This is a genomic window from Acidicapsa ligni (assembly GCF_025685655.1).
Classification (GTDB): Bacteria; Acidobacteriota; Terriglobia; order Terriglobales; family Acidobacteriaceae; genus Acidicapsa; species Acidicapsa ligni.
Genome location: NZ_JAGSYG010000002.1, coordinates 249,536 through 272,012, shown reverse-complemented (window position 1 = coordinate 272,012; position 22,477 = coordinate 249,536). Strand labels below are relative to the sequence as shown.

Sequence of the window (22,477 nt, the reverse complement as noted above, 5' to 3'; positions counted from 1 at the left end):
TGGGCTTTCAGTTAGGCAATGAGCTTTGTGGTTGGTTCAGATCTCCGGAGGCCATGATGACCAATAACGATTCCATCGCCTGCTTCACAAGAACCGCGGCCTGAGCGAACAACTCCGGCGCCATGTTAATCGTCACCGGCCCGATGCTTAAGTGAATGCAGTCGCTACCGCAAAGCCGAATAGCCCCGGTCCCGGTTCGCTCCGCAAGAATTACGTTGATGTCGCTCATAGCTGCTCCCTTCAACCTTTAAAGGCGGTTATTCGTGGGGAAAGGTGTAGCGCATCCCGATGCGAAAGGTTCTTCCGTAATCGGTGCGGTCATACGATGGTGACGTTTGCCTGAGAAGGCTGTCGCGACTGTTGGCGAGATTGTCGATGGTTCCATACGCCTGAATACCGTGTGTAATATCCTTCGAGGCGTAGAAGTTCCACAAAGCATAAGCCTGTTCATGTGTTCCGCTATCGGCATCAATCAACCAGCGCCCGTAGAAGTTACCTCGGATGTTAGCGATAAGTCCCAGGCGTCGAGCAATATACTCCGTGCGAAAGTAGCCGGCGTTACGACTGCGTTCCGTGAGAGTTTGTTTGTCAGTCACGTCGTAGGGATCGAGGTATGCATAGAAGCCATCCACGCGCAGATTGTGGTTAAGCAGCACGCTTCCTTTGAGGTTGATCCCTTGCGTGTAGGCCTGATCGACATTGGTGTACACATAGGTATAAAGTCCGGGCTCCGCGCCAAACGATGCCGGAATGCCATACTGTGCAAGCAACGTATCAAGATCCGCTTGCGTCGCGGGCGCACCGGCAATGACATAGTTGATCAGGTGATTCAGATTGTTTCGGTAGAGTGATACCCCAAAGCTATAGCGGTTCACCTGGTAATCAACGCCCACGGAATAGCTCTCGCTGCGTTCCGGCTGCAACGTCGGATTTCCAATCACCTGATAACCGTACTCGGGATGAAGCAGCAGGTAATACAGTTCGCCGATGGTTGGAGAACGGAAACCCTTTCCGTATGCAGTACGAACAGTCCAGTGATCGTCGATCTTGTAGACAAGTCCAATCTTCGGGACAACATGATTACCGTAAAGCGAGTGGTGATCATACCGTCCCCCCACGTTGATGATGAGCTTCTTCCACGGCTGAATCCGATCCTGAAGCCATACATCGTTGGTCGTGATCTGTTGGCCGTTGTCATTACCAACGATCCTGTTAAGGCCGCGATAAGAGTCTTGAACCCACTCGTCCCCACCCTGAAGAAAGTTCCACGAACCCATCTGTTGTGAAGCAGTCGCATCTGCGCGGTGATAGCGCTCATAGAGATTGCCGTAGTCAAACTGCGCACCATGAGTACCGTCCGCATTGATTGGATTCGAGTACGAGTTCGAATCGAAGCGCGCCTCATACACTCGCGCCTGCACCGCTGTCGTCGATGTAGGAAGGAAATTTCCGATCAGCGCGTGCGTCTGCGTGCTGTCCTGGCTCTCGGCGTAATCGTATCCCGATCCAGCCGTACCGGTAATATCCGCGCTCTTGCCATCCGCCGTGTTGTGATAAGCATTGCCGCTATAGGCAATCGAAGCACGCGGGTTGAAGCTGTACGCCAGTTTCACCAGGCCGTCGTAGCGTTGATTGTTAGCACCTATAGTGCTTTCATCGCCAGGAACCAGCGGATATGAGTTGATGCGATGTAGTTCAAGATCGGTGAATGCCGTAAGCTTCTTCCATTGCGAGCCCACATCGAGATCCCCATCGAAAGCGCCGAGGGTGCCGCCTGAAACACGCAGGCCGCCTTCAAAAGGATGCGTCGGCTCATGCGTAATCAGGTTGATGACTCCACCGATAGCATCTGTTCCGTACAGAGAAGAAGCTGCACCGCGAACCACTTCGACCCGATCCAGCCTCCCGATATTCTGCTCGTCGAGATCGATGATGCCGCTGTTGATCCCCCGAGCTCCAACCAGCGGCAGACCATCCTGCAGCACTAACACATCCTGCGAAGCGATGCCGTCGATCTGCTCCTGCGACGAACCGGAGTAAGACGCGTTGTTGCGCGTAACTACACCCGGCAACTCACTCAGAACATCGGCTACATTCTCAAACCCCGTCCGTTGAATCCGCTCTCGCGTGATCACATCGACAGGCAGCGGAGAATCCTGCTGCAGTTCCTCTACACGCGACGCGGAGACCACGGTCACATTCTGCTCCACCGTCGCTACGGTGAGAGAAACGTCGGCTGATGTTGCCTCGATGCCCTGTCTGATTTGCACTGTACGAACTGCAGCCGCCAGCCCGGTTGCTGAAGCCGTAAGGATATATTCGCCTGGAGAGACAGTGTTGAAGCTGTACTCTCCCGTGGCATTGGTTTCAGTTTGTTGTGCAGCCCCGTTTAACGAGTTGCGCAGTGTAACGGCTGCGTGAGATATTGCGGAACCGTGGGGGTCAAGAACATGACCATCCACGTGCTGCGATGCACTCTGTGCGTTCGCAAGAAAAGGCATGAATAGAACAAGAAAAACAGCGCTTCGCATCGCCTCACCTTTCGCGGTTGCGGCGGTCGTCCATTGCGGACCACCCCGCCTGGTTGTCGATCTCCAATCCTTCAGGGGCGCTTCGCCAAAAGACTCCCCATCGGACTGCTGTACCTATCTCAACTACGTCAAACGCCGCGCTTTGCGTAATACTCCGCAACTTGACTCGTGTTGAACTCGAATGGAATATGACGTGAATCAGGGATGGAGAGCAGCACACCTCGTTCCATGCCCTCTGGGCTCTCGAATTGCAGGAAGGATGGCAACGGCAGCCGCGGAGCCTTGCGGGCGCTCTGTGTCGTCTCCCACAGGTTGGCTCTCTCACTGAGTTCGATGACCGCTCCAGGATGAAGCAGCATCGAGCCGATAGTCTCTCTTCGACCGTTCACCAGGATGTGGCCATGAGAGACCAACTGCCGCGCTGCCGCCATGCTGCGAGCAAAGCCCAGCCGGAACACAATATTGTCGAGACGCCGCTCAAGAAGACCAACCAGGGCCTCGATCCAATTCTTGGGCTGGAGACTCTTCGCCTTCCGAACGAACCGTCGCAACTGCTCCTCGCGAATGCCATAGTGGAAGATCAGTTTCTGTTTTTCGCGAAGCTGTGCGCCGAACTGCGACAGCTTAGGCTTGCGGGCTTTGCCGTGCTGCCCTGGAGGGTAGTTCCGTTTTTCGAGTGCACCGGGCTTGCCCAGACCTGGTAGTTCCAGACCCAGCGCACGCTGAATCTTCCACTTCTTTCGTTGACTCATATCGTCGTTTCATCCTTCTGGTCGATGTGCTGAAACACACCGTCGTATCGATCTCCAGAGTGGCCGCGGCGCTTCGCCAAAAGACTCCACGGCTCTCTGCTTTAAATGCAGACTACTTTGGTCGTATATTTACGTCAAGTGGCAATCAGCGAACTGTACCGATTAAGAATTGAGGAGGGAGAAGAGGGTAGACGGCCTCCCCCGGTAGTCTTTTTGGCGAAGCACCGAAGGAGGCCGGAGATCGACAACCCGGAGGCTGACGACTGCCTAATGATAGCGGAAAGCCCCCAGTATCTATCGAAGGAAGTTCTTCTTCAACAAAGTCCGCACTACCCGACTTACTCAAACAACAGAAATCAGTCCAGTACAGCGTTATCTCCCGACGAATACGTTCGGTCTTTGATCCGTTTCCACTTCTTGCCAAGGTATCGGTTCCAATACATACGCACTCCTGTAATCGACAGAAGAGGCAGAGCGCGGCCCAGAGATTTTGATCGCAAGTTCCCAGTCATATCCGAAATGCAATGGGCTCAGCCAGAAGACAAATCTTCCGTCCCATGTGTTGTTGATTCCTCGATTCCACAGTGCCAGTTCCCCGCCCGTAGCTGGATCGAAATAGACGTAGTCCATTTGAGAGAAATTCCGTGCATCGCCACGCGCCATTAAAAGAGTCAACGCGCTCTTGTCAAGGGACGAGAGTTCTCGTTTGCACCTATTGAGCGCTGAAGGTTGCGATCATGATGTCGTGGGCTGGAGGGCCAGGATAAGACGTGACGTTTTGAAAAACCCCGATGCCAGCGTTGCTGCTGTGCTCGATACGATTACGTTCGACGCTCACTCCTTCCGCGCCAGCGATATAAACGCCGCGGCCAAAGGATATTTCCTTGACTTCATTTCCCTCGATGCTCGATCCGGCGCCGCGATCCTCTGCCTTGGCGAAGACCATTCCATAGCCTGCCGCGATGGTGGTTGGAAGATCGCGGTCAAAGGTGAGATCGACGGTTCCGTTGAGCGTGGGCGAACTGGAACCGGCAGGGCTCTGCGAGACGATCGCAGCGCCAGCCAGTTCCTCAGCCGTCGAGGGATCGACAAAGTTTACGGCGGTGCCATTCGGAAAGCGTCGATAAAAGCTGCGTTGCACCGTGAGTTGCCTTGGTCCACTCTTACTGACTTCGGTGGCGAGATCGATGGAGTCGATGGCCAGGGCATCATCGAGAGTGCGAGTGACGAAGCTGTTGCGAATGTGATTGTCCGGCCCGCTCAGAACGAAGTGAATACCGTCGGCGTTCGTGGAGATCAAATTAAAACCCCGGAGGTTCTGAGCAGTTGCGAAAAATAATGAAATGTTCACCTCAGAATTAGTGTGATTGGTATCCCTGGTGAAGGAAGTTCATGGCTTGGCCATCGATAAAGACATGAAGGGATTAGAGCTCTCAGTTAGTGCCAAATCGCAAATGCATTCATTGGTAAGTTTTCGAGAAGTTTCAAGCGTGCTTGAATGCGCTGCAGGCGAATCACCCGCAACCTGGACGTTACTGAAAGGTAATTTCCGAATTGCCGACGATCCTACCGCAACAATCAATAGGCCCAACGGGCTCGTGTCCGGTGTTAGATCGGCTCGCGTATTATTGCATCGCTTACAAAAAAGCTAGTGCACTTCCTCTTCGCTCAAGGAGCCGGTATGAAATTGCAAGTTGCTTTCACCCTCTTGGCACTGTGCGGGTGGCCTTCATGCTCGAACGCCCAGGCCGGCTTTGCGATAGCGAACCCGCTCCACCGGCAGTATCGGGACGGCGAAAGGTTGGTGTATCACATGAAAGGCGTCAACGAAACCTGGCACTACGAGATCGACGCAGAAGGCGTAGTTAAGAAGGACAATGCGGGACGATTCTTCGAAGAGTACCAGTGGATACACATGACAAGCGCTGGGCAACCTACGTCCATAGCTTTGTCGTCTGCGGACTTTCGACAGAAGTTGACACTCGATCCTGAACAGAATCCATCAGCGCCGGATCTGACTAAATTGGACCCAAAGATGATTGGCCCCGTTACCGACATGTTGACCTTCTACACAGACCTATGGCTCGCCAGTAAGGTGGGTGTGCTGAAAAAAGCTGGTGATCATTTTTATTTCAAGAACCCTATGCCGCCGTCATCATGGGCGGATGGTACCCGTGTGATAGTGGGCGAGGACGCAATCGATTTTGACATGACTCTGAAGTCAGTGGATGCCATCGGTGGGACTGCCACGGTGGAAGTGAAGCACGTGCCGCCACATGACCCGGCAGTACCGCTAAAGGCTGCCTGGATGCAAGAGCCGGTGAGCGCAGGCGTAAATAATTGGGTGCAGATTGCCAAGAATGCGCACGGCAAGTACGAAGCAGGCGTGGGCATCGAGACATTTACTGTGGACATGACCGTAAGCCTGAAGGATGGACACATTGTGCGCGCGACGATGGAGAATCCGGTGACCACGATTGAGCGCGCCTGCGAAGATGAGGCGCTTACGAAATGCGGAGTTTCCACACGCCACTACATTTTGCGCAAGATTGAGATAGCGATCGAACAGTAGTTCGAAAACTTGGAGAACCATCTAGTTCTCCGGTTCAATATGCTTGCATTGACGGTTACACCTTCATCGTCACGGCATCTTACTGCCACCACTCGCTTGTAAGTAGCACCGTTCGTTGCAAGCCATCGTAATGACGAGCCCAATCCTGCCTTTATAGAGGATGTCATCCCCCTGCCGACAACGGCTGGTAAGGCCTCTCTTGGATTGGAAGTCTTAGCCGATTACATATTTGCTCCCCGGCACTAGCGATATCAGCTTGACTCCAAGATAAGTGATGACGAACGTAGTCAGCGCAATTGTTGGTATACGCAAAAAAGCATTTCCAAGCATAGGCGCCAATAGAGAGTGAATCGAATTGAGTACGATGATGTGCGCCAGATACATGCCATAGCTCATACGCGAAACATCGTCGATCAACCGCCATCCGCGGCTGTTGCTGCGATTCGCATGAATGTTTCGGAAGAGGAGGAATAGACCCGCCGTCATGAGCGCAACGTTCAGCACGGTAAAGTTCCAGGTCAACTCGAGATTCTTTACTTCGTGCTCGTGACCAAGCCGGTAAAGAAACCCTCCGGCGGTAGCTGCGTAACCCACAACGATCAAGCCGGCGGCGAGCCAGTCGATACGCAATGACGGCGCCATCCAGAATCTCTTGATATAAGCAGCTAGCACCGCATAGCCCATAAAGCCGGAGAAGTAGTAGAGGGTGGCGTTGCATTCCAATAACACTCGCCCCACACCTCTGAGAATAGATGAATGAAGGGCAGCAATAAGGTCACGCCCCACAACGCCAGGAAGAGTTCCATGCTCTTTCGGCTTGCCGAAACGATCCACGGCGAGAATACAGGCGCGATGAGATAGATCGCCATCAGCATATAGACAAACCACAGATGGCCTACTTCAGTGCCGTAGTTGACGGGAATCTTGGCAATGTTGAGCAACGCGGTCTGTATAGAGATCGCTCCTTGCCCGTAGTAATAAAATGAGTAAACCGCGCACCAGATCAAGAATGGGATCAATACGCGAGTGAAGCGTTTACGGAAGAATTTGCGCTCATCTCCGATTGGGAACAAGAAGAATCCGGTAATCATGACAAAGAGCGGCACACAGACGCGGAGGAGCGAGTTTGTCCACCCCACAGCCCAGGATCCCGCCGTGTGCAGCACCGTGCCGTTTGGCGCTATGTATTCGAACTCACCGGTGTGGATCTGCATGACCATATAAATTGCGATAACGCGCAAGAGGTCGAAGCCGCGGTGACGCATGGCAGTCGGAGTAGTTGAGACGGTCACGATGTAAGGCCCTCAGTTCTCCGGAAATGATAGCAGGGCCTCGTTTGCGAAAACGGTGTCATGGAAAGCTGGCACAGATCGTGTCCCAGCACTCAACCAATCAAACATAAATCGCCAATTCGTTGACCAATCAGTAATGAATGTCTGCATGTGTTGAGTAGTAGTAATTTTGTGCGAATGGTGACGTGAGCCTTCATTCCAGAATGTATCTGTTATCTCTATCCATGATTAGCAAATACCTTCCTGAAACTAAACAGCTCAGGGCCCTTGTCACACTGCCTGAAACGCTCAACTTTCCCGTGATGGATCTGCAACGTTATCTCCCTGATTCCAAGCTTTCCAACTGCCTGTTTCTTCTGCAGACCGTCGACCACCAATTCCATCATCTCCTGCTCGCGAGTGGTCAGCTCGCTACTACTTTTTTCGTAGGACTCTTACATTCCCTGCTTCATGCCGATTTCGCTCGGCGCGCTGATTCGGCGAGGATGCGATAACTTGAAACGCCTCCGCTAAAACTGGCGGACGTTGCAGTGTGGCATAAATAGGTCTTGACTCAGCATTGTTTTTTGGAATAAATACTTCCACATCAACGATTGCAACTTTTCTGGTTGCGTCCTTCCACGATTCTGTTCATGGCTCTCTCAAGCGGTTCTGGAGGTTATCGTTATGGCCAAAGCCAGGTCTGCGCATACAAGTGGAATGCTTCTTAGTTTTCTTCCCAGAGCTACTTACTGGTTGATGCGAAGAATTACGGAGCCCAGTCAAGACGGAACAACACTTCGTCTGCCCGGCTTGATTGCGGTATTGCTCTGCTTTGGTCTGTTCGCATCGAGTGCTGGCGCGACCACGTGGACGGTGTCTGACACGACAGATAGCCCATCTGACTCCAACTCGGTGCGGTATGCAATCAACCATGCGAAATCCGGGGACACTGTCACCTTCGCCAACTCCCTGGATGGACAGGTTATTGCCCTGACCGGCGGAACACTCTCAATCAGTACGAACATCGCGATTCAGGGCCCGGGCGCAAACCTGCTGACCATCTCGGGCAGCAACAGCGCGACTGTGTTCTCCATCAACTCCAGCGCTGTCGCGATCTCAGGCTTGACCATCGCCAATGGCCGCGCCGCAACGAACGGGGCGGGAGGCGGCGTCCTGATCTCAGGTGGCGCGGTTATATTCACAGCCTGCGTATTTTCCACCAATTCCGCAACCAACGGGGGCGCCATCGACAACGCCGGCAATCTGACCGTAAACAACAGCACCTTCACGGGCAATTCGGCGAGCACTCTCGGCGGCGGAATCCAGAATAGTGGCGCGCTCACAGTGACGAACAGTACCTTTTCCGGTAATTCCGCAGGAGCCAGCGGAGGCGGCATCGATAACAACAGTGGCACAATTGTGCTGAACAACACCACCGTCTCCGGCAATTCTGCGGGCACAAGCGGTAGCGGCATCTTCAACAACTTGTCCGATTCGCCTGCGCCCACGATCACCGCCATCAACACCATCGTCGCTGGAAATACCACAGGCGGCGTACTTGGGTCGGACGATTGCGACAATTGCGGCGCGCAAAGCTCAAGCAACCTCATCGGCGGCGCGCCTCAGCTTGGTGCATTGGGCTGGAATGGTGGCCCCACACAAACGATGATTCCGATGCCGGGCAGCCCGGTGATCGGCGCGGGAAGCTATCAAATCGGGGAGCTGGCTGCGGATCAACGCGGCTTCAATCGTCCTTCCTCGGCAAACGCTCAGATTGATCTGGGCGCGATACAAACCCGATACCTCACTGTAACTACGCTCTCGGACAGTACGTCGGGGTCCTGCGGAAGCACCTGCACTCTGCGCGCTGCTCTCACAACGGTCGCCACAGGTGGCTCGGCAGATATCGTCTTTAAAGCAGGCCTGGTCAACTCAACTTCCTCTGGCACTATCATGCTGATCGGTCAGCTCCCGGCCATCTCGGGGCATCTGAATCTCAGCGGGCCGGGTGCGAATGAGCTGACAATCGCTGGCGAAAACGCGACTGTCCTCTCCGGCAGCATGCTTACGGTGAACGCCGGAGCGGATGCCGTCTTCTCCGGAGTCACCATCAATCCAAGTGGAGGAGAGGCGGTCAATCAATCCCAGGGCATCGTCAACTCCGGCACATTGTCGCTGAGCAATAGCACCGTTTCTGGCGCCAATGCCACCGGCATCGTCAACTCAGGCACGCTGATTGTGAGCGACAGCAGTCTCTCCAGTGGTTCCAGCGCTGTCAGCAACTCCGGTACAGCTCTTGTCACAGACAGTACAATCTCCGGCTCCCAGTCTTTCGGCAACGGCGGAGGCATTCAAAACACCGGCACCCTCGTAATGAATAGCGATAGCCTCTCTAACAATTATGCGGAGGGGGCCGGCGGCGCAATCTATAACGACGGCACATCAACAGTCCTTAACAGCACTTTCTCTGGAAATTTCTCAGACACCAACGGCGGCGCAATCTCCAATAACAATGTCCTGACGGTTATCAACAGCAGCTTTTATGCCAACCTGGTACGGAATACTGGCAGCGGCTCCGGATTCGGATTTGGTGGTGGAGCAATCTATAACGGCAGTACATTGAACGTAACCAGCAGTACGTTCTCTTCCAATAGCTCCCAGGTCAGCACCTCCGCCGGCGGTGTCGCCAACTTCGGCAGCACGCTCACCATGACCAACAGCGTCCTGGTCAATGACAGTGGCGGAGATTGCAACGGCGATGGATGCCCTCAAAATGGCATCAACGGCAATGTGGTTGGGGTGAGCAATATTTCACTTTCGACTTTGGGTAGCCACGGCGGCACTACGGCCACCATGATTCCCGCACCCGGCAGTGCGGCCATCTGCGCGGGTTCCCCGGCGCTTCTTCCCGGCAGTCTTATCAACGATCAACGGGGCTTTCCGCGTCTCAACACCACCTATACCGGATACAGCAGCAGTCCCTGCTTGGACGCCGGCGCCGTACAGACCCACTACACTTCAGTCAATTTCGTTCAACAACCGACAAATAGCGCGGCAGGCGAGGCGATCACGCCTGCTCCCTCCCTGCAGGTGTTGGAGACAAACCCGGACCTCCCCGCACCCAACAACACCGATGCAGTGAATGACATTCCCGTCACGGTTACATTTCACGGTACGGGCGCGCTGGAGGGCACAACGACGCAGATTTCCAGTGGCGGCGTCGCCACGTTTGGCAACCTGATTGTGAATCAGGCAGGAACGGGGGACACTCTGTCCACAAGTCTGCTCATCGTGCCTGAAGATACGCTGACAGCCACAAGCAGCCCCTTCAACGTAACCACGGTTGCAGGCAATCCAGCGACGCACTTCGCGATCACGGGGCCAGGTAACGTGACTGCGGGCATTCCCTTCAGCATTACAGTGACAGCGCAGGATGCGAACAATCAAACGGCGACCGGTTATAGCGGCACAGTACATTTCACCGGCAGCGATCCGGCGGCCATCTTACCCGCCAATGCCTCCGTGAGCAGTGGAGTAGGTACGTTCACCGTCACGCTGCTTACAGCCGTAAACCAGACTATTACCGTCACGGATACGATGCACGCGACCATCACCGGCACCACCCCGATCGGTGTGGCTGCCGGACCGGCAGCCAGGTTCGTCGTTTCCGCGCCTCCCACAGCTGTCACCGGAACACCGATCAACCTGACGGTCACGGCTTACGACATCAACGGCAACGTGACCTCGGGTTACTCGGGAACGGTGCATTTCACCAGTACCGACGCTGCCTCGACGTTGCCCGCAGACAGCACGTTGTTTCAAAGCAGTGGCTCCTTTGTCGCGACTCTGATAACGCTTGGGACGCAGACCATCACAGCCACCGATACCCAGAACGCGAGTCTGACCGGCGTCTCCGGCGGCATCGTCGTGGATGCACCTTTCAATCTGGTGGTGACCACGGCTGCCGATGACGCTGGCAATGCCGCCAATTGCACGATTCAAAGCAAGCCGGGCATTGGGACAGACAAGGCTTGCAGTCTGCGCGATGCGATCACCTATGTAAACAATGCAAGCGGGGGCGTGATCACTTTCGATTCGAAGATCTTCGCGTCCTCGAATTCCGCGGCCCAAAACACGATCAGCCTGACAGCGCCGCTGACCGTAAGCCAAGGCATGACGATTCAAGGACCGGGAGCGAATGTGGTTACCGTCTCCGGCGCGGGCGTGGTGGGCATCTTGATTGTCAGCGGTCCAGGGTCCGTCATCCTTTCCGGACTTGCGATTGCGAACGGAAGTGCTGGCTCCGGCGGCGGCATTGATAACGAGGGCACTCTCACAATCAGCAATTGCATCTTCACCGGCAATAACGCCTCAGGGCAATACAAACCAAACGGCAGCCCTATCTTCGCCGACGGCGGAGCCATCTACAACGGTGGAACGTTGACTGTGAACAGCAGCGCCTTCACCGGCAATGGTGCTTTCGGCAATTCCGACGCTGAGGATACGCTGTCTGGCAGCGGCGGGGCGATCTTCAACAACGGAACCGTGATCCTGAATAACAGCACGTTCTTCGGCAACATGGCCTCCCCGCCAGGGGACGGCGGCACCGCTCTTGCCGGTGACGGTGGCGCTCTTCACAACCTCTGCGGCACGATAACCATCAACAACAGCACTATTAGCGGCAATACGGCCCAAGGTCAAGGTGGCGGCATCTACAACAACCAGGGTTTCTACTATAGCTGCCCGGCCCGGTTGACGATGACGAACACGATTGTAGCTGGCAACACAGCCCCCGCCGCTGGTGACGACTGCGACGGCTGCGGCACGCAGAGCATGTACAACCTGATCAGCACTCCAAACAACGTTATCAATGCGCCGCTCGAGTCTATCGGCAACTTCGGCGGCCCAACCCCGACCATGCTTCCCTTGCCAGGCGGCGCAGCGATCTGCGCAGGTTCCCCCGCACTTATACCCGTGGGCATCACGACGGATCAGCGTGGATTTCCTCGTCTCAATACCACGTACACCGGTTTCTCCGGTAGCCATCCATGCGTGGATCTAGGCGCTGTCCAGACTAATTTCCAGTCGGTGCAATTCACCAATGCAGGCTCCGGCTACAACGCCGTGACAAATCAGCCCACCGGCCCCAGCCCAACACCGATCGTCTCCGTCACGGAAAGTGGACAAAACACAGGTGGTGTACCGGTCACTCTCACATTCGCCGGAACCGGCGCTGCAACCGGATTAGGTCCGGTAACCACCGTCAGCGGCATCGGAGCATCTTTCAGCAGTCTGTCGGTCTCCGCTCCCGGCACCGATACTCTCTCGGCCACAATCCAGGTTGCGCCTGCCTATTCCATCGCCACAGATCCAGACGCCATGCTCACCGTATCCGCGAACCCCGTTTCCGCGCCAGTCCTGCAAATGGCATTTGGCGCTGCGTCTATTCCCTTCAGAGGCGCCACCACGCTGACCTTCACCCTGAACAATCCCAACGCAAGCGTAGCGTTGACCACTACCGCCTTCAGTGACACGCTGCCTGCAGGCCTGGTCGTGACAACACCGAACAGCCTGTCCAACAGCTGTGGCGGAACGGCAACCGCGACAGCAGGTTCGTCTTCGATCACGTTGACCGCGGGAACGATCCCGAAGGCTTCCTCCTGCGTGCTGTCGGTGAGTGTGACCGGAATCGCAGCCGGTTCAGTGGTGGATACAAGCAGCCAGGTCATCACTGCGCAGGCCCGCGGAAATTCCGCTTCGGCAAGCATCACTGTCGCTGCTTTACCCGTGACACATCTTGAAGTCTCGGCGCCGGCTACAGCCACGGTAGGAACACCTGTCTCTTTCACCGTCCAGGCTTTGGATGCAAGCAATGCTCCCGTCACAAACTACTCAACCACGCTTCACTTCACCAGTAACGACACAGCCGCGACATTGCCCGCAGACAGCCCACTTACAAATGGGACAGGAACCTACACCGCGACCTTGAGAACCACAGGATCACAGACAATCACGGCAACCGATACCATCAATAACACTTTGATCGGCGTCTCCAGTGGCATCGTTGTCTCCGCGGCGTCTACGCCGAACCTCGTCGTAACCACCAGCAGCGATGATGCCGGTAACAAGGCCAATTGCACGCCGCAGGCTAATCCGGATAAGGGCACTGACGCCGCATGCAGCCTGCGCGACGCGCTGCTCTATGCAGCCAACGATGTCGCAGGAAAAATCACCTTCGATGCAACACTCTTTGCCGCTGCGAAAACAATCCTGCTTGGCAGCGCCGGGACGTTCACCATCCCCGGCAATACCTCGATCATCGGCAGGACCTCAGGAAGTGGATCGCAGCTTACCAATCTCGTAACTGTATCTGGTGGAGGAGGAGCAAATAGCCAGGAATCTATCTTCACCGTGTCCGGCGGTAATACGTCCATTACCTCTTTGATCATCACCAATGGCGGCTCGGGCGGACTCATTACGAACGATGGTTCTCTGACCATAAACGCCAGCACGCTCTCAAACAATAAATCAGAGCAAGGTAGCGCGATTAACAACTCCGGTAATCTCACGGTGAATAGCAGCACTCTATCCGGGAACAGTTCAGGCTCTGCCAGCATCCTCTTCAACGTTGTCACAGTGAGTCTGAACAACAGTACTGTTTTCGGGAATACCGCACCCAACGGCCAGCCCGTAATCTTTAATTACGGCGGCGAGCTCGACGTGAACGGGAGCACTTTCACCAGCAACTCAGGCGACGAAACCATCGCAAACTATGGCACCCTTGAGGTCTTTAACAGCATCCTGACCGGAGACACCGGCGCAGAATGCATGATCTACCCCGGCGGCAACGGCAACTGCCCTGCAAATGGCGTCTTAGGCAACATCGTCGGAATAGCAGCCAACCTGTCGGCATTGGGCAATTATGGTGGCCCTACGCAGACAATGATTCCGTTGCCGGGCAGCGTGGCGATCTGCGCCATCAATCCTTCAAGCGCTGCCGGAACTGACCAGCGAGGTCTGCCGCGTACGACTGTTTACGGCAGCAACACCTGTCAGGATGCGGGTGCGGTGCAGACCAACTACTCTATGGCCTTCGTGCAACAACCGTCGGCAGTGACGGAAAACAAATCTATGAGTCCGGCTCCCACCGTGCAACTCGACGAAAGCGGCAACGGCTTCACTGGTGGCTCGGTGACGATCCCTCTGTCGCTGACCGGCAATGGCAAGCTTTCCGGCGGATCGGCTGCAACTTCCCCCAGCAACGGCATCGCCACGTATTCCGCCCTGAGCGTAAGCGCAACAGGCACCGGCGATACCCTTACTGCGAATTTGACTCTCAATGGATCGATTGCCATCTCGTCGCCTCCAGGCAATGCCTTCAATGTATCTCCTGCGCAATCGTCACAAACCATCAGCTTCACTCTCGCCAGTCCTGTAAATTATGGCGTTGCTCCCATTGTGCTGTCCGCTACCGCTACGTCAGGCCTCCCCGTCAGCTTCAGTGTCGTTTCAGGCCCCGGCACAATCAGCGGCAACACAATGGTCGTGGGCGGGGCAGGCACGATCATAGTGGCCGCAAACCAGGCCGGGAATACAACATATCCGCCTGCGCTCCAGGTCACGCAAACCCTGATCGTCAATCGACCAGCCCTGACGATCACCGCCAACAATGCAACCAGGGTCTACGGCACCCCCAATCCGGCTTTCAGCGGCAAGGTAACTGGCGCGCAAGATGGAGACACCTTCATCGAAACCTTCAGCACCACCGCTACCATCACCTCCAACGCCGGAACGTATCCGATCGTCCCGAGCGTAACCGGAACCAATCTCTCTGATTACGCAGCGGCGATCACAAATGGGGCTTTGAATATCACTCAGGCTTCTTCAACGACCGCGTTGAAGGTCAGCAGCACTTCAACCACTCCAGGCCAGAGCGTGACTCTGACCGCGCAGGTTAGTTCTGCTACATCCGGCACGCCGACCGGCACCATAAGCTTTTACGACGGCACATCCCTGCTAAACACCGCGACTCTTTCTGCAGGCACAGCCAGTTATGCCACCATATCCCTTGCGGCCGGAACGACCCACACATTGACTGCTGCCTACAGTGGTGACACAAACTTCGCAGGCAGCAATGCCTCCGCAGGCACAACCGTGACCGTAGCTCCGCTCGGTTTCAGTCTCACCATATCGGGACCGACCACTCTGACCGTTACTCCAGGAAGTTCGGTTAGTTATCCGTTCAACCTGGATCCGCTCTATGGCTCCTATGCGGGTCCGGTAAATTTTTCCATCAGTGGACTTCCGCCCCGGGCGACGGCAACCTTTTCGCCCGCTACAGTCGCAGCTAACGCAGGAAAACAGACTGTCACCCTGACCATCCAGGCACCCGCCTCCGCCGCGATACAGCCTGCTCCTGCTTTAGGAAGAAAGCTGCCGCCAATAACACTTGCTCTTCTGTTTCTTCCATTTTTCGCTGCCGGAGGAATGCGCAAATCCAGACGCAGGATGAACCAGATGCTGAGGCTGTTATCGCTCGCTCTGATTTGTGTGCCTGTGGCCGCTGTTCTTACAGGATGCGGCGGTCACAGCCGAGGCTCCTCGCCACCGCCGGAGACGTATACCCTGAAAGTAACGGCGACCAGCGGCAATATCCAACAATCCGCCACCATTACGCTCGACGTGCAGTAACGCAAACCTCAAGCTCGAGCCATCATATCGAGACCCTCTGTCGACGGTATTCGGAATAGACCAATCCAGATCCGCATATTCGTAGGCAGTTTGCAGAGCGATGTGGGCGCAGTCGCAGAGGCAAAGCAATATCCTCGAATCTGATATGCCGTTGATACGGAGTATCAGGCACAGCAGTTCCGTACGAATTCGGGCACGCACCTCTGGTCCGACACTTTCGATCCGAAGATGCACATCGAACTTCTTCAGCTCGCAATTCCAAAGCGCAGTGCTTTTTCGCTTAATTCCGAGGCGCCGCACAATTGTCATGAATGCAGACGTATAGAGGAGAATCTATTGAACGATGGTATCGGTCAATGCTTTCGTATCAGGCAACTGCACGGGTGACCGCACGTCCCCATTGGCTTTGGGAGAGTTGGACATTCGAGAAGCATCCGGATGCTTCTCCTGTCGTCGCCGACAACTGATCCTGCGCCTGTCCGAGTAGTCGCCAAATCGGATAAGTATCCGATTTCTCAATTCTGGTATTGAATGAGGACAAGTTGGCCCCAGGTTTTCGAATTATAAATTTGATATTTATTTGGTGGAGCTGAGCGGGATCGAACCGCTGGCCTCCTCGTTGCGAACGAGGCGCTCTCCCAGCTGAGCTACAGCCCCACATTGGGAAACAACTTTTCTATTCTATCAGCGAGAGGGAAATCCGCAAACAGGTGCAGTGGAAAGCCTTGCATGCACCTGGAAGCAAACTCCCCTTCCCGCCTTGAACCCTAGAGAGAACTCTACAGATGGTTCATGTTCTGCAGGAATTCTGCGTTGTTGCGCACCTTTTCAAGGCGGCTCACCAGCAGTTCCATCGCTTCCACAGGAGACAGCGGATTCAGCACCTTGCGCAGAACCCAGATACGCTGCAAATCCTCCTTGGGAATAAGCAGCTCTTCCTTACGGGTGCCCGAGCGCTGAATGTCGATTGCCGGAAACACTCGCTTATCAACCAGCTTGCGATCCAGAATCACTTCCATATTGCCCGTGCCCTTGAACTCTTCAAAGATGACCTCGTCCATACGCGAACCAGTATCGACAAGAGCCGTCGCAATGATCGTCAAAGACCCGCCTTCTTCAATATTGCGAGCCGCGCCAAAGAACCGCTTCGGCCGCTGCAGCGCATTTGAATCCACACCGCCCGAGAGTACCTTGCCCGAAGGCGGCACAATCGTGTTGTAAGCCCTGGCAAGACGCGTAATGGAGTCCAGAAGGATCACCACATCACGCTTGTGCTCCACCAGGCGCTTGGCCTTCTCAATCACCATTTCGGCGACCTGTACGTGGCGCGCCGCCGGCTCATCAAAGGTGGAGCTGATGACTTCGCCCTTCACCGACCGCTGCATATCCGTGACTTCTTCCGGACGCTCATCAATCAGCAGTACGATCAGCACAACCTCAGGATGGTTGGTCGTCACCGAGTTGGCAATCGACTGCAACAGCATCGTTTTGCCTGTACGAGGCGGAGCTACGATCAAACCGCGCTGCCCCTTGCCCACCGGCGTCAACAGATCCATCACGCGGCCACTCGTCTGCTCGCGAACAGTCTCCATCTTGATGCGTTCCTGTGGATAAAGCGGCGTCAGATTGTCGAAAAGAATCTTGTTGCGCGTCTCCTCAGGAGACTCGAAGTTGATCGCTTCAATCTTAACCAGTGCGAAGTACTTCTCGCCCTCATGTGGCGGACGAACATTGCCGCTGATCGTGTCGCCGGTCTTGAGGTCAAACTTGCGAATCTGGGACGGGGAGACATAAATATCATCCGGGCCGGGCAAATAGTTGTAATCCGGAGAACGGAGAAAACCATAACCGTCAGGCAGGATTTCGAGGACGCCCTCGGCAAAAATATGCCCCTCTTTTTCGCTCTGCGCCTGCAGAATCTTAAAGATAAGGTCTTGTTTGCGGAGACCGCTAGCGCCGGGAATGTCCAGTGTGCGCGCAATGCGGCTCAATTCGGTGATGTTTTTCTCTTTTAACTCAGCAATGGTCATGGATACCTGCGACTAGGAGGATAGGAGGGGGATGGATTGGAGGGAACTCCGGGGAAATAAAAGGCGGGGTTGTGGTTACGGCAGGCCTTGCAGGCCGCGCTTAAGCTGCGCGGCGCTGCTCTACTGGCTGAGCTTCCGGTTCCGTGATCGGCGCCGACATACCAGGATTGGCATTACGAAAGCGGTAAAGAACTTCGTTCGTCGTATCCTGCAGCCGGCTGTTCGGCTTGTGCAACTTACGGGTTGCCTTGCTCGCCAGTTGGCACAACTGGTAGCGGTTGGACACGTGAGTAAGTGCCCCAAAAATCAGTTCCGAGCGCATATGCATCGTTCTCCTTTGTGGTGATCACTGCCCGGCTTGACCGGTGCAGAGGACGCCCGTTGAGCGGCACGCCCTTTTTGTTTACAGACATTTGTTAGACGCAAAAAAAGGGGATAGAGTTCAAAAAGTTGCTGCTATTCTGATAACTCATTTTTGACACCCTTCTCATAATTCACTCCCACGATATTGCTACCGCAGAAACTGCAATGTTCAATCTGGATCAATTGAATCCAGCCTGCCAATCAAATCCGGCAATATCCAACAACTACCGGATAAACACACTATCGGTCGCACCGATACTCCCGGTGAACCGCAACATAAGATGACGCGGAATCAAAGCGACGCAGAGCGCATCCCCTACAGGTCTACGCGATGTCTGCCTTGTTGGTTAGCACTCATGAATCTATACCCACAGTGCTCCTAGGTCAACCCTTTTTTATAGCACATTTATGCGGCCTACCCTCTATTCCTGAAGATTTCCATAGAAAACAAGAAGCTTATCCTATGAAACTGCCATCTCCAGCCAGCCCTACTTTAGAGTTTACCTGTCAAATTTGGGAACGCTCTTCCCTTTTGTCCTTCTTGCAACGATTTCTGCGCGTCGGCCCTACATATAATAGTGGCCCAAATACCAGCCATTCGCCATTTCTGAGTATCTTCCACAAGACGCGCGATCAATAATTCCTGCGTTTTCCCTCGTAAATCCTGCCGTCCGGATCGATACATACCGGCTGCCCATGCTCATTGAGAGCGGAAAACTGCCGCCTCTGTTCGACCTGCTGTTTCGGCCTGATCAGCATCTCATCCAGCCTGAAATAGCCCCCAAGCAATATACCGATCATCGGAATCGCCACCAGGAGCGCGTCTGAATTGGATTGAATCATCGTCATATCTATCAACCTTTTCCGCAAAGATACTGAAAACCTGTACATCGAATTCAACACAAGTTATCACGCATAGAAACGACGCAAAATACGACTCCCGAGCCATGAACTACACCCTAAGTAACGAGATCATGACCCAATACCGATCATGGCTCGATAGGTCCTGGCACGACCCGATCATGGCCCGGAACCGATCTACGCCCAATAACTTCGATCCAGCGTCCGATACTGGATCGCCTCCGCCAAGTGGCTCACCGCCAGCCCCGCAGCACCCTCCAGATCAGCAATAGTCCGTGCCACTTTGAGAATTCGGTCATGCGCCCTCGCGCTCAATCCCTGTTGCTGCATCGCCCGCTCCAACAGTCGTTCCGCATCCGCGCCCAGCTCGCAGTAAGCCCGAATCTGCCGTGTCCCCATCTGCGCATTGGCAAAGATGCGTTCTCCCGCCTCCTGAAACCGCTCACGCTGCCGCTCCCTGGCGCGCATAACCCGGTCGCGAATCTGTGCGGAACCCTCCGCCGCTGCCCCACCACGCAACTCCTTGTACTGCACCGCCGGAACCTCGATATGAATATCGATTCGATCCAGCAGCGGCCCCGAAACCTTGGCCACATAGCGCTGAATCATCGGCGGAGTGCAATTGCACTCCCGCGACTTGTCATTGAAATACCCGCAGGGACACGGATTCATCGCCGCAGCCAACATGAACCGCGCCGGAAAAGTCAGCGACATCGACGCCCTGGCGATCGTCACCGTGTGATCCTCCAGCGGCTGCCGCATCACCTCAAGCACGTTGCGCGGAAACTCAGGCAGCTCATCCAAAAACAGCAACCCATTGTGCGCCAGCGAAACCTCGCCCGGCCGCGGCACAGCTCCGCCTCCAATCAGCCCGGCATCCGAAATCGTATGATGCGGAGCCCGAAACGGCCTCTGCGCCACCAAACCTTGCGCCGCGTCCAGCACTCCCGCCACCGAATGAATCTTCGTCGTCTCCAGCGCTTCGTCAAAAGTCAATGGCGTCAGAATCGAAGGCAGCCGCTTCGCCAGCATCGTCTTGCCCGACCCCGGCGGCCCAATCATCAGAATGTTGTGCCCACCCGCTGCAGCAACCTCCAGCGCACGCTTCGCTGTCTGCTGTCCACGCACATCGCTGAAGTCAGCTGCATAGTGATGCAATTCGTTCAGCAACTCGTCCGTCGCCACGCGAAACGGCTGCCTCTGCACCTCTCCCATCAATGTCGAATTCAGTAACTCGATCACCTCGGCAAGAGTCGCAACCGGGTAAACATTCACGCCTTCAACCACCGCAGCTTCCGCTGCATTCACCGCAGGCAGTATCAGGTTGGCGATACCTCGCGCACGCGCCAGCACAGCAATCGAAAGCACCCCCGGCACCGGTCGCAAACTACCGTCCAAGCCCAGCTCGCCCACCAGCAAAAACGGGCTTAGATCCTTCAAGTGCAGCGCCCCGTACGCGCTCAGAATAGCGATAGCGATAGGCAGGTCAAATCCCGCGCCTTCCTTCTTGATATCCGCAGGAGCCAGGTTGATCGTAATGTGCGTCGGCGGTATCAAATACCCCGAATTCTTCATCGCCGCCCGCACACGGTCGCGGCTCTCCCGTACTGCCGCATCCGGCAGCCCAACCGTATGAAACCGATCTTCCTCAGCAATAGTTCCGCTCAGGTCCACCTCAACATCGATAAGATTCGCATCGATGCCATAAACTGCAGCACTCAAAACTTTAGCTAACATTTGGGAAATTGCAGCGAGTGTACCATCCCACCGCCCGAATCCATAACCGCACCAGTTTTAAGTAATGGATCAACTCACATACAGCATCAAAGTTCAGAACGATGTTCTTGCTCTTAGCCTAGCCCTAGCCCTAGCCTTTGCTTTTACCCTTATCTTTTGCCGTTGCTGTTGCCGTTGCAGTTCTGTCTGTCATTCCCGAAGGGAATCTGCTGTTAGCCGTTGCCGTTGCTGTTAGCCGTTGCCCTTGCCCTTCTGTCCGTCATTCCCGAAGGGAATCTCCCTCTCCACCCCAACAAAAACACAATCACCCCAAACCAACCACACCCAGTTTTACCTCCCTCAAGCAACACAGCCTTCTGCCAAACCATGAAATGAAACACGAAACCAAGCTAAGTTAAACTACGTTAAATCCCACTAGCTTCACCTGCTCGCTTCATATATTCTTCGAGTATGAGTAAAAGAATTATGCAGTTGGATGGACTGCGCGCAGTCGCGATTATCGCGGTGTTTCTGCGCCATGCCCTCGACATTCGAATGCTTTGGATGGGCGTGGATATTTTCTTTGTACTCTCAGGATTCCTCATCACCGGCATCCTTCTGGACATGCAAAAGGATAACTTCAAATCCTTCATTGCTCAGTTCTATGCGCGCCGCGTTCGCAGGATTGTGCCTCCTTACCTGCTACTCCTCCTCGTAGCATCGCTGGTTTTCGGCGTTTATTGGATGCAGCACTGGTACATGTTCATCGGCCTCACCAATTACGTAGGCTATTTCTATAAAGATCGCCAGCTACCCGCATTCAGCCCTCTATGGTCACTCGGCGTTGAAGAACAGTTCTATATTGTCTGGCCACTCGCTGTTTTTTTCTTGAAGCCCAAGCGACTCCCAGCCCTTCTCGTCGCGATGATTATTGCAGCTCCTTTACTTCGCGGAGTCCTGACACCGTGGACCGATCACGTACCCTGGAATGCCTCCCGCTGGTTCGTCTACAAATCAACACCGTTCCGCATGGACTGCCTCGCCACTGGCGCTCTCATCACTTTTCTCTGGCGTAGTCACAGCGAAAAAATCAAGAAATACGGCTATCTCGCGCTCATTCTAACGATCCTCACCCCACCGTTGATGATCTATCTCAACAAGTATCACCCCGGCTTCTCGACCGCAGACGGCACCATCCGCGGCAACGTCATCACCCTGGAAATATCTCTCCTCGCTGCTACCGGAGTTTTCCTCTGGGCACTGGGCGGCAGATACACATGGATCTTGTCCACGCCACCCATGCTCTTCCTCGGCAGGATCAGTTATTCCTTCTATCTCATCCACGACGGCATGTTGGTCTTAGCCGAGCGCTACCTGCATCAGCGTTATGTTATTGCCGTTATCGCCTTCGCCGGCAGCACACTGTACGCGACTCTATCCTGGTACCTCATGGAAAAGCCCTTGCTGCACGGTGGAAACAGAAGAGTCAAGGCTGCAGAAGTAGAAGCCGCTCTGCCAACCCATACCGCAGTAGAAGCCCACAGCAAATAGGCACTCCCGATCAATCCGATATGGGCTTATAGATCCAGTTCTATAGCCCCACATACCCGAACCTGCAAGCCTGATCCACATCGAACACACCACCCTGGGAATCAGGCATAGCTTCCATGCCATAGCTCTAAATTAG

The 22,477-nt window shown here is 54.9% G+C and carries 14 protein-coding genes and 1 tRNA gene; 3 read left to right on the top strand and 12 right to left on the bottom strand.

The features are described from left to right. Positions 1-7: 7 nt before the first annotated feature. The 4 genes from OHL19_RS07555 to OHL19_RS07540 form a co-directional block, all read right to left on the bottom strand. Entirely contained in the window at positions 8-229 is a 222-nt protein-coding gene (locus OHL19_RS07555) for a hypothetical protein (protein ID WP_263357032.1), read from the bottom strand. Positions 230-257: 28 nt separating this feature from the next. Further along, positions 258-2,531, bottom strand: coding sequence for a TonB-dependent receptor (locus OHL19_RS07550; RefSeq protein ID WP_263357031.1), 2,274 nt, complete (start codon positions 2,529-2,531; stop codon positions 258-260). A gap of 128 nt (positions 2,532-2,659) precedes the next feature. Then, the gene (gene rpsD, locus OHL19_RS07545) at positions 2,660-3,283 is read right to left on the bottom strand and encodes a 30S ribosomal protein S4 (protein WP_263357030.1); all 624 of its coding nucleotides are present in this window, start codon (positions 3,281-3,283) and stop codon (positions 2,660-2,662) included. A gap of 712 nt (positions 3,284-3,995) precedes the next feature. Then, a complete protein-coding gene (locus tag OHL19_RS07540) occupies positions 3,996-4,583 on the bottom strand; it encodes a hypothetical protein (protein ID WP_263357029.1) in 588 nt (195 codons plus the stop codon). A gap of 381 nt (positions 4,584-4,964) precedes the next feature. Between OHL19_RS07540 and OHL19_RS07535 the strand changes: the two genes are divergently transcribed. Then, positions 4,965-5,855, top strand: coding sequence for a hypothetical protein (locus tag OHL19_RS07535; RefSeq protein ID WP_263357028.1), 891 nt, complete (start codon positions 4,965-4,967; stop codon positions 5,853-5,855). Positions 5,856-6,068: 213 nt separating this feature from the next. Here the strand turns inward: OHL19_RS07535 and OHL19_RS07530 are convergent, their stop codons facing one another. From OHL19_RS07530 to OHL19_RS23040, 3 genes are all read right to left on the bottom strand, one after another. Continuing rightward, positions 6,069-6,497: an acyltransferase family protein gene (locus tag OHL19_RS07530; protein ID WP_396126684.1), complete on the bottom strand. Its 429-nt coding sequence runs from the start codon at positions 6,495-6,497 to the stop codon at positions 6,069-6,071. 23 nt (positions 6,498-6,520) lie between these two features. After that, entirely contained in the window at positions 6,521-7,147 is a 627-nt protein-coding gene (locus tag OHL19_RS07525; protein ID WP_263357027.1) for an acyltransferase, read from the bottom strand. A 218-nt stretch (positions 7,148-7,365) separates the two neighbouring features. Next, positions 7,366-7,554 carry a LuxR C-terminal-related transcriptional regulator gene (locus tag OHL19_RS23040; RefSeq protein WP_396126746.1) on the bottom strand — a complete coding sequence of 63 codons (189 nt, stop codon included), beginning with the start codon at positions 7,552-7,554 and terminating at the stop codon, positions 7,366-7,368. Between the two features lie 259 nt (positions 7,555-7,813). Here OHL19_RS23040 and OHL19_RS07520 point away from each other — a divergent pair, with 259 nt between their 5' ends. Further along, entirely contained in the window at positions 7,814-15,820 is an 8,007-nt protein-coding gene (locus OHL19_RS07520) for a beta strand repeat-containing protein (protein WP_263357026.1), read from the top strand. Between the two features lie 581 nt (positions 15,821-16,401). Here the strand turns inward: OHL19_RS07520 and OHL19_RS07515 are convergent. The 5 genes from OHL19_RS07515 to OHL19_RS07495 form a co-directional block, all read right to left on the bottom strand. Further along, positions 16,402-16,477, bottom strand: a tRNA-Ala gene (locus OHL19_RS07515). A gap of 122 nt (positions 16,478-16,599) precedes the next feature. After that, the gene (gene rho / locus OHL19_RS07510; protein WP_263357025.1) at positions 16,600-17,850 is read right to left on the bottom strand and encodes a transcription termination factor Rho; all 1,251 of its coding nucleotides are present in this window, start codon (positions 17,848-17,850) and stop codon (positions 16,600-16,602) included. 100 nt (positions 17,851-17,950) lie between these two features. Further along, complete coding sequence (locus OHL19_RS07505) at positions 17,951-18,172, bottom strand: DNA-directed RNA polymerase subunit omega (protein WP_263357626.1); 222 nt, start codon at positions 18,170-18,172, stop codon at positions 17,951-17,953. Between the two features lie 674 nt (positions 18,173-18,846). Beyond that, on the bottom strand, positions 18,847-19,062 hold the full coding sequence (locus OHL19_RS07500) for a hypothetical protein (protein WP_263357024.1): 216 nt from the start codon (positions 19,060-19,062) through the stop codon (positions 18,847-18,849). A gap of 189 nt (positions 19,063-19,251) precedes the next feature. Then, entirely contained in the window at positions 19,252-20,811 is a 1,560-nt protein-coding gene (locus tag OHL19_RS07495; RefSeq protein WP_263357023.1) for a YifB family Mg chelatase-like AAA ATPase, read from the bottom strand. Between the two features lie 450 nt (positions 20,812-21,261). Here OHL19_RS07495 and OHL19_RS07490 point away from each other — a divergent pair, with 450 nt between their 5' ends. Beyond that, a complete protein-coding gene (locus OHL19_RS07490) occupies positions 21,262-22,341 on the top strand; it encodes an acyltransferase family protein (protein ID WP_263357022.1) in 1,080 nt (359 codons plus the stop codon). Positions 22,342-22,477: the final 136 nt, after the last annotated feature.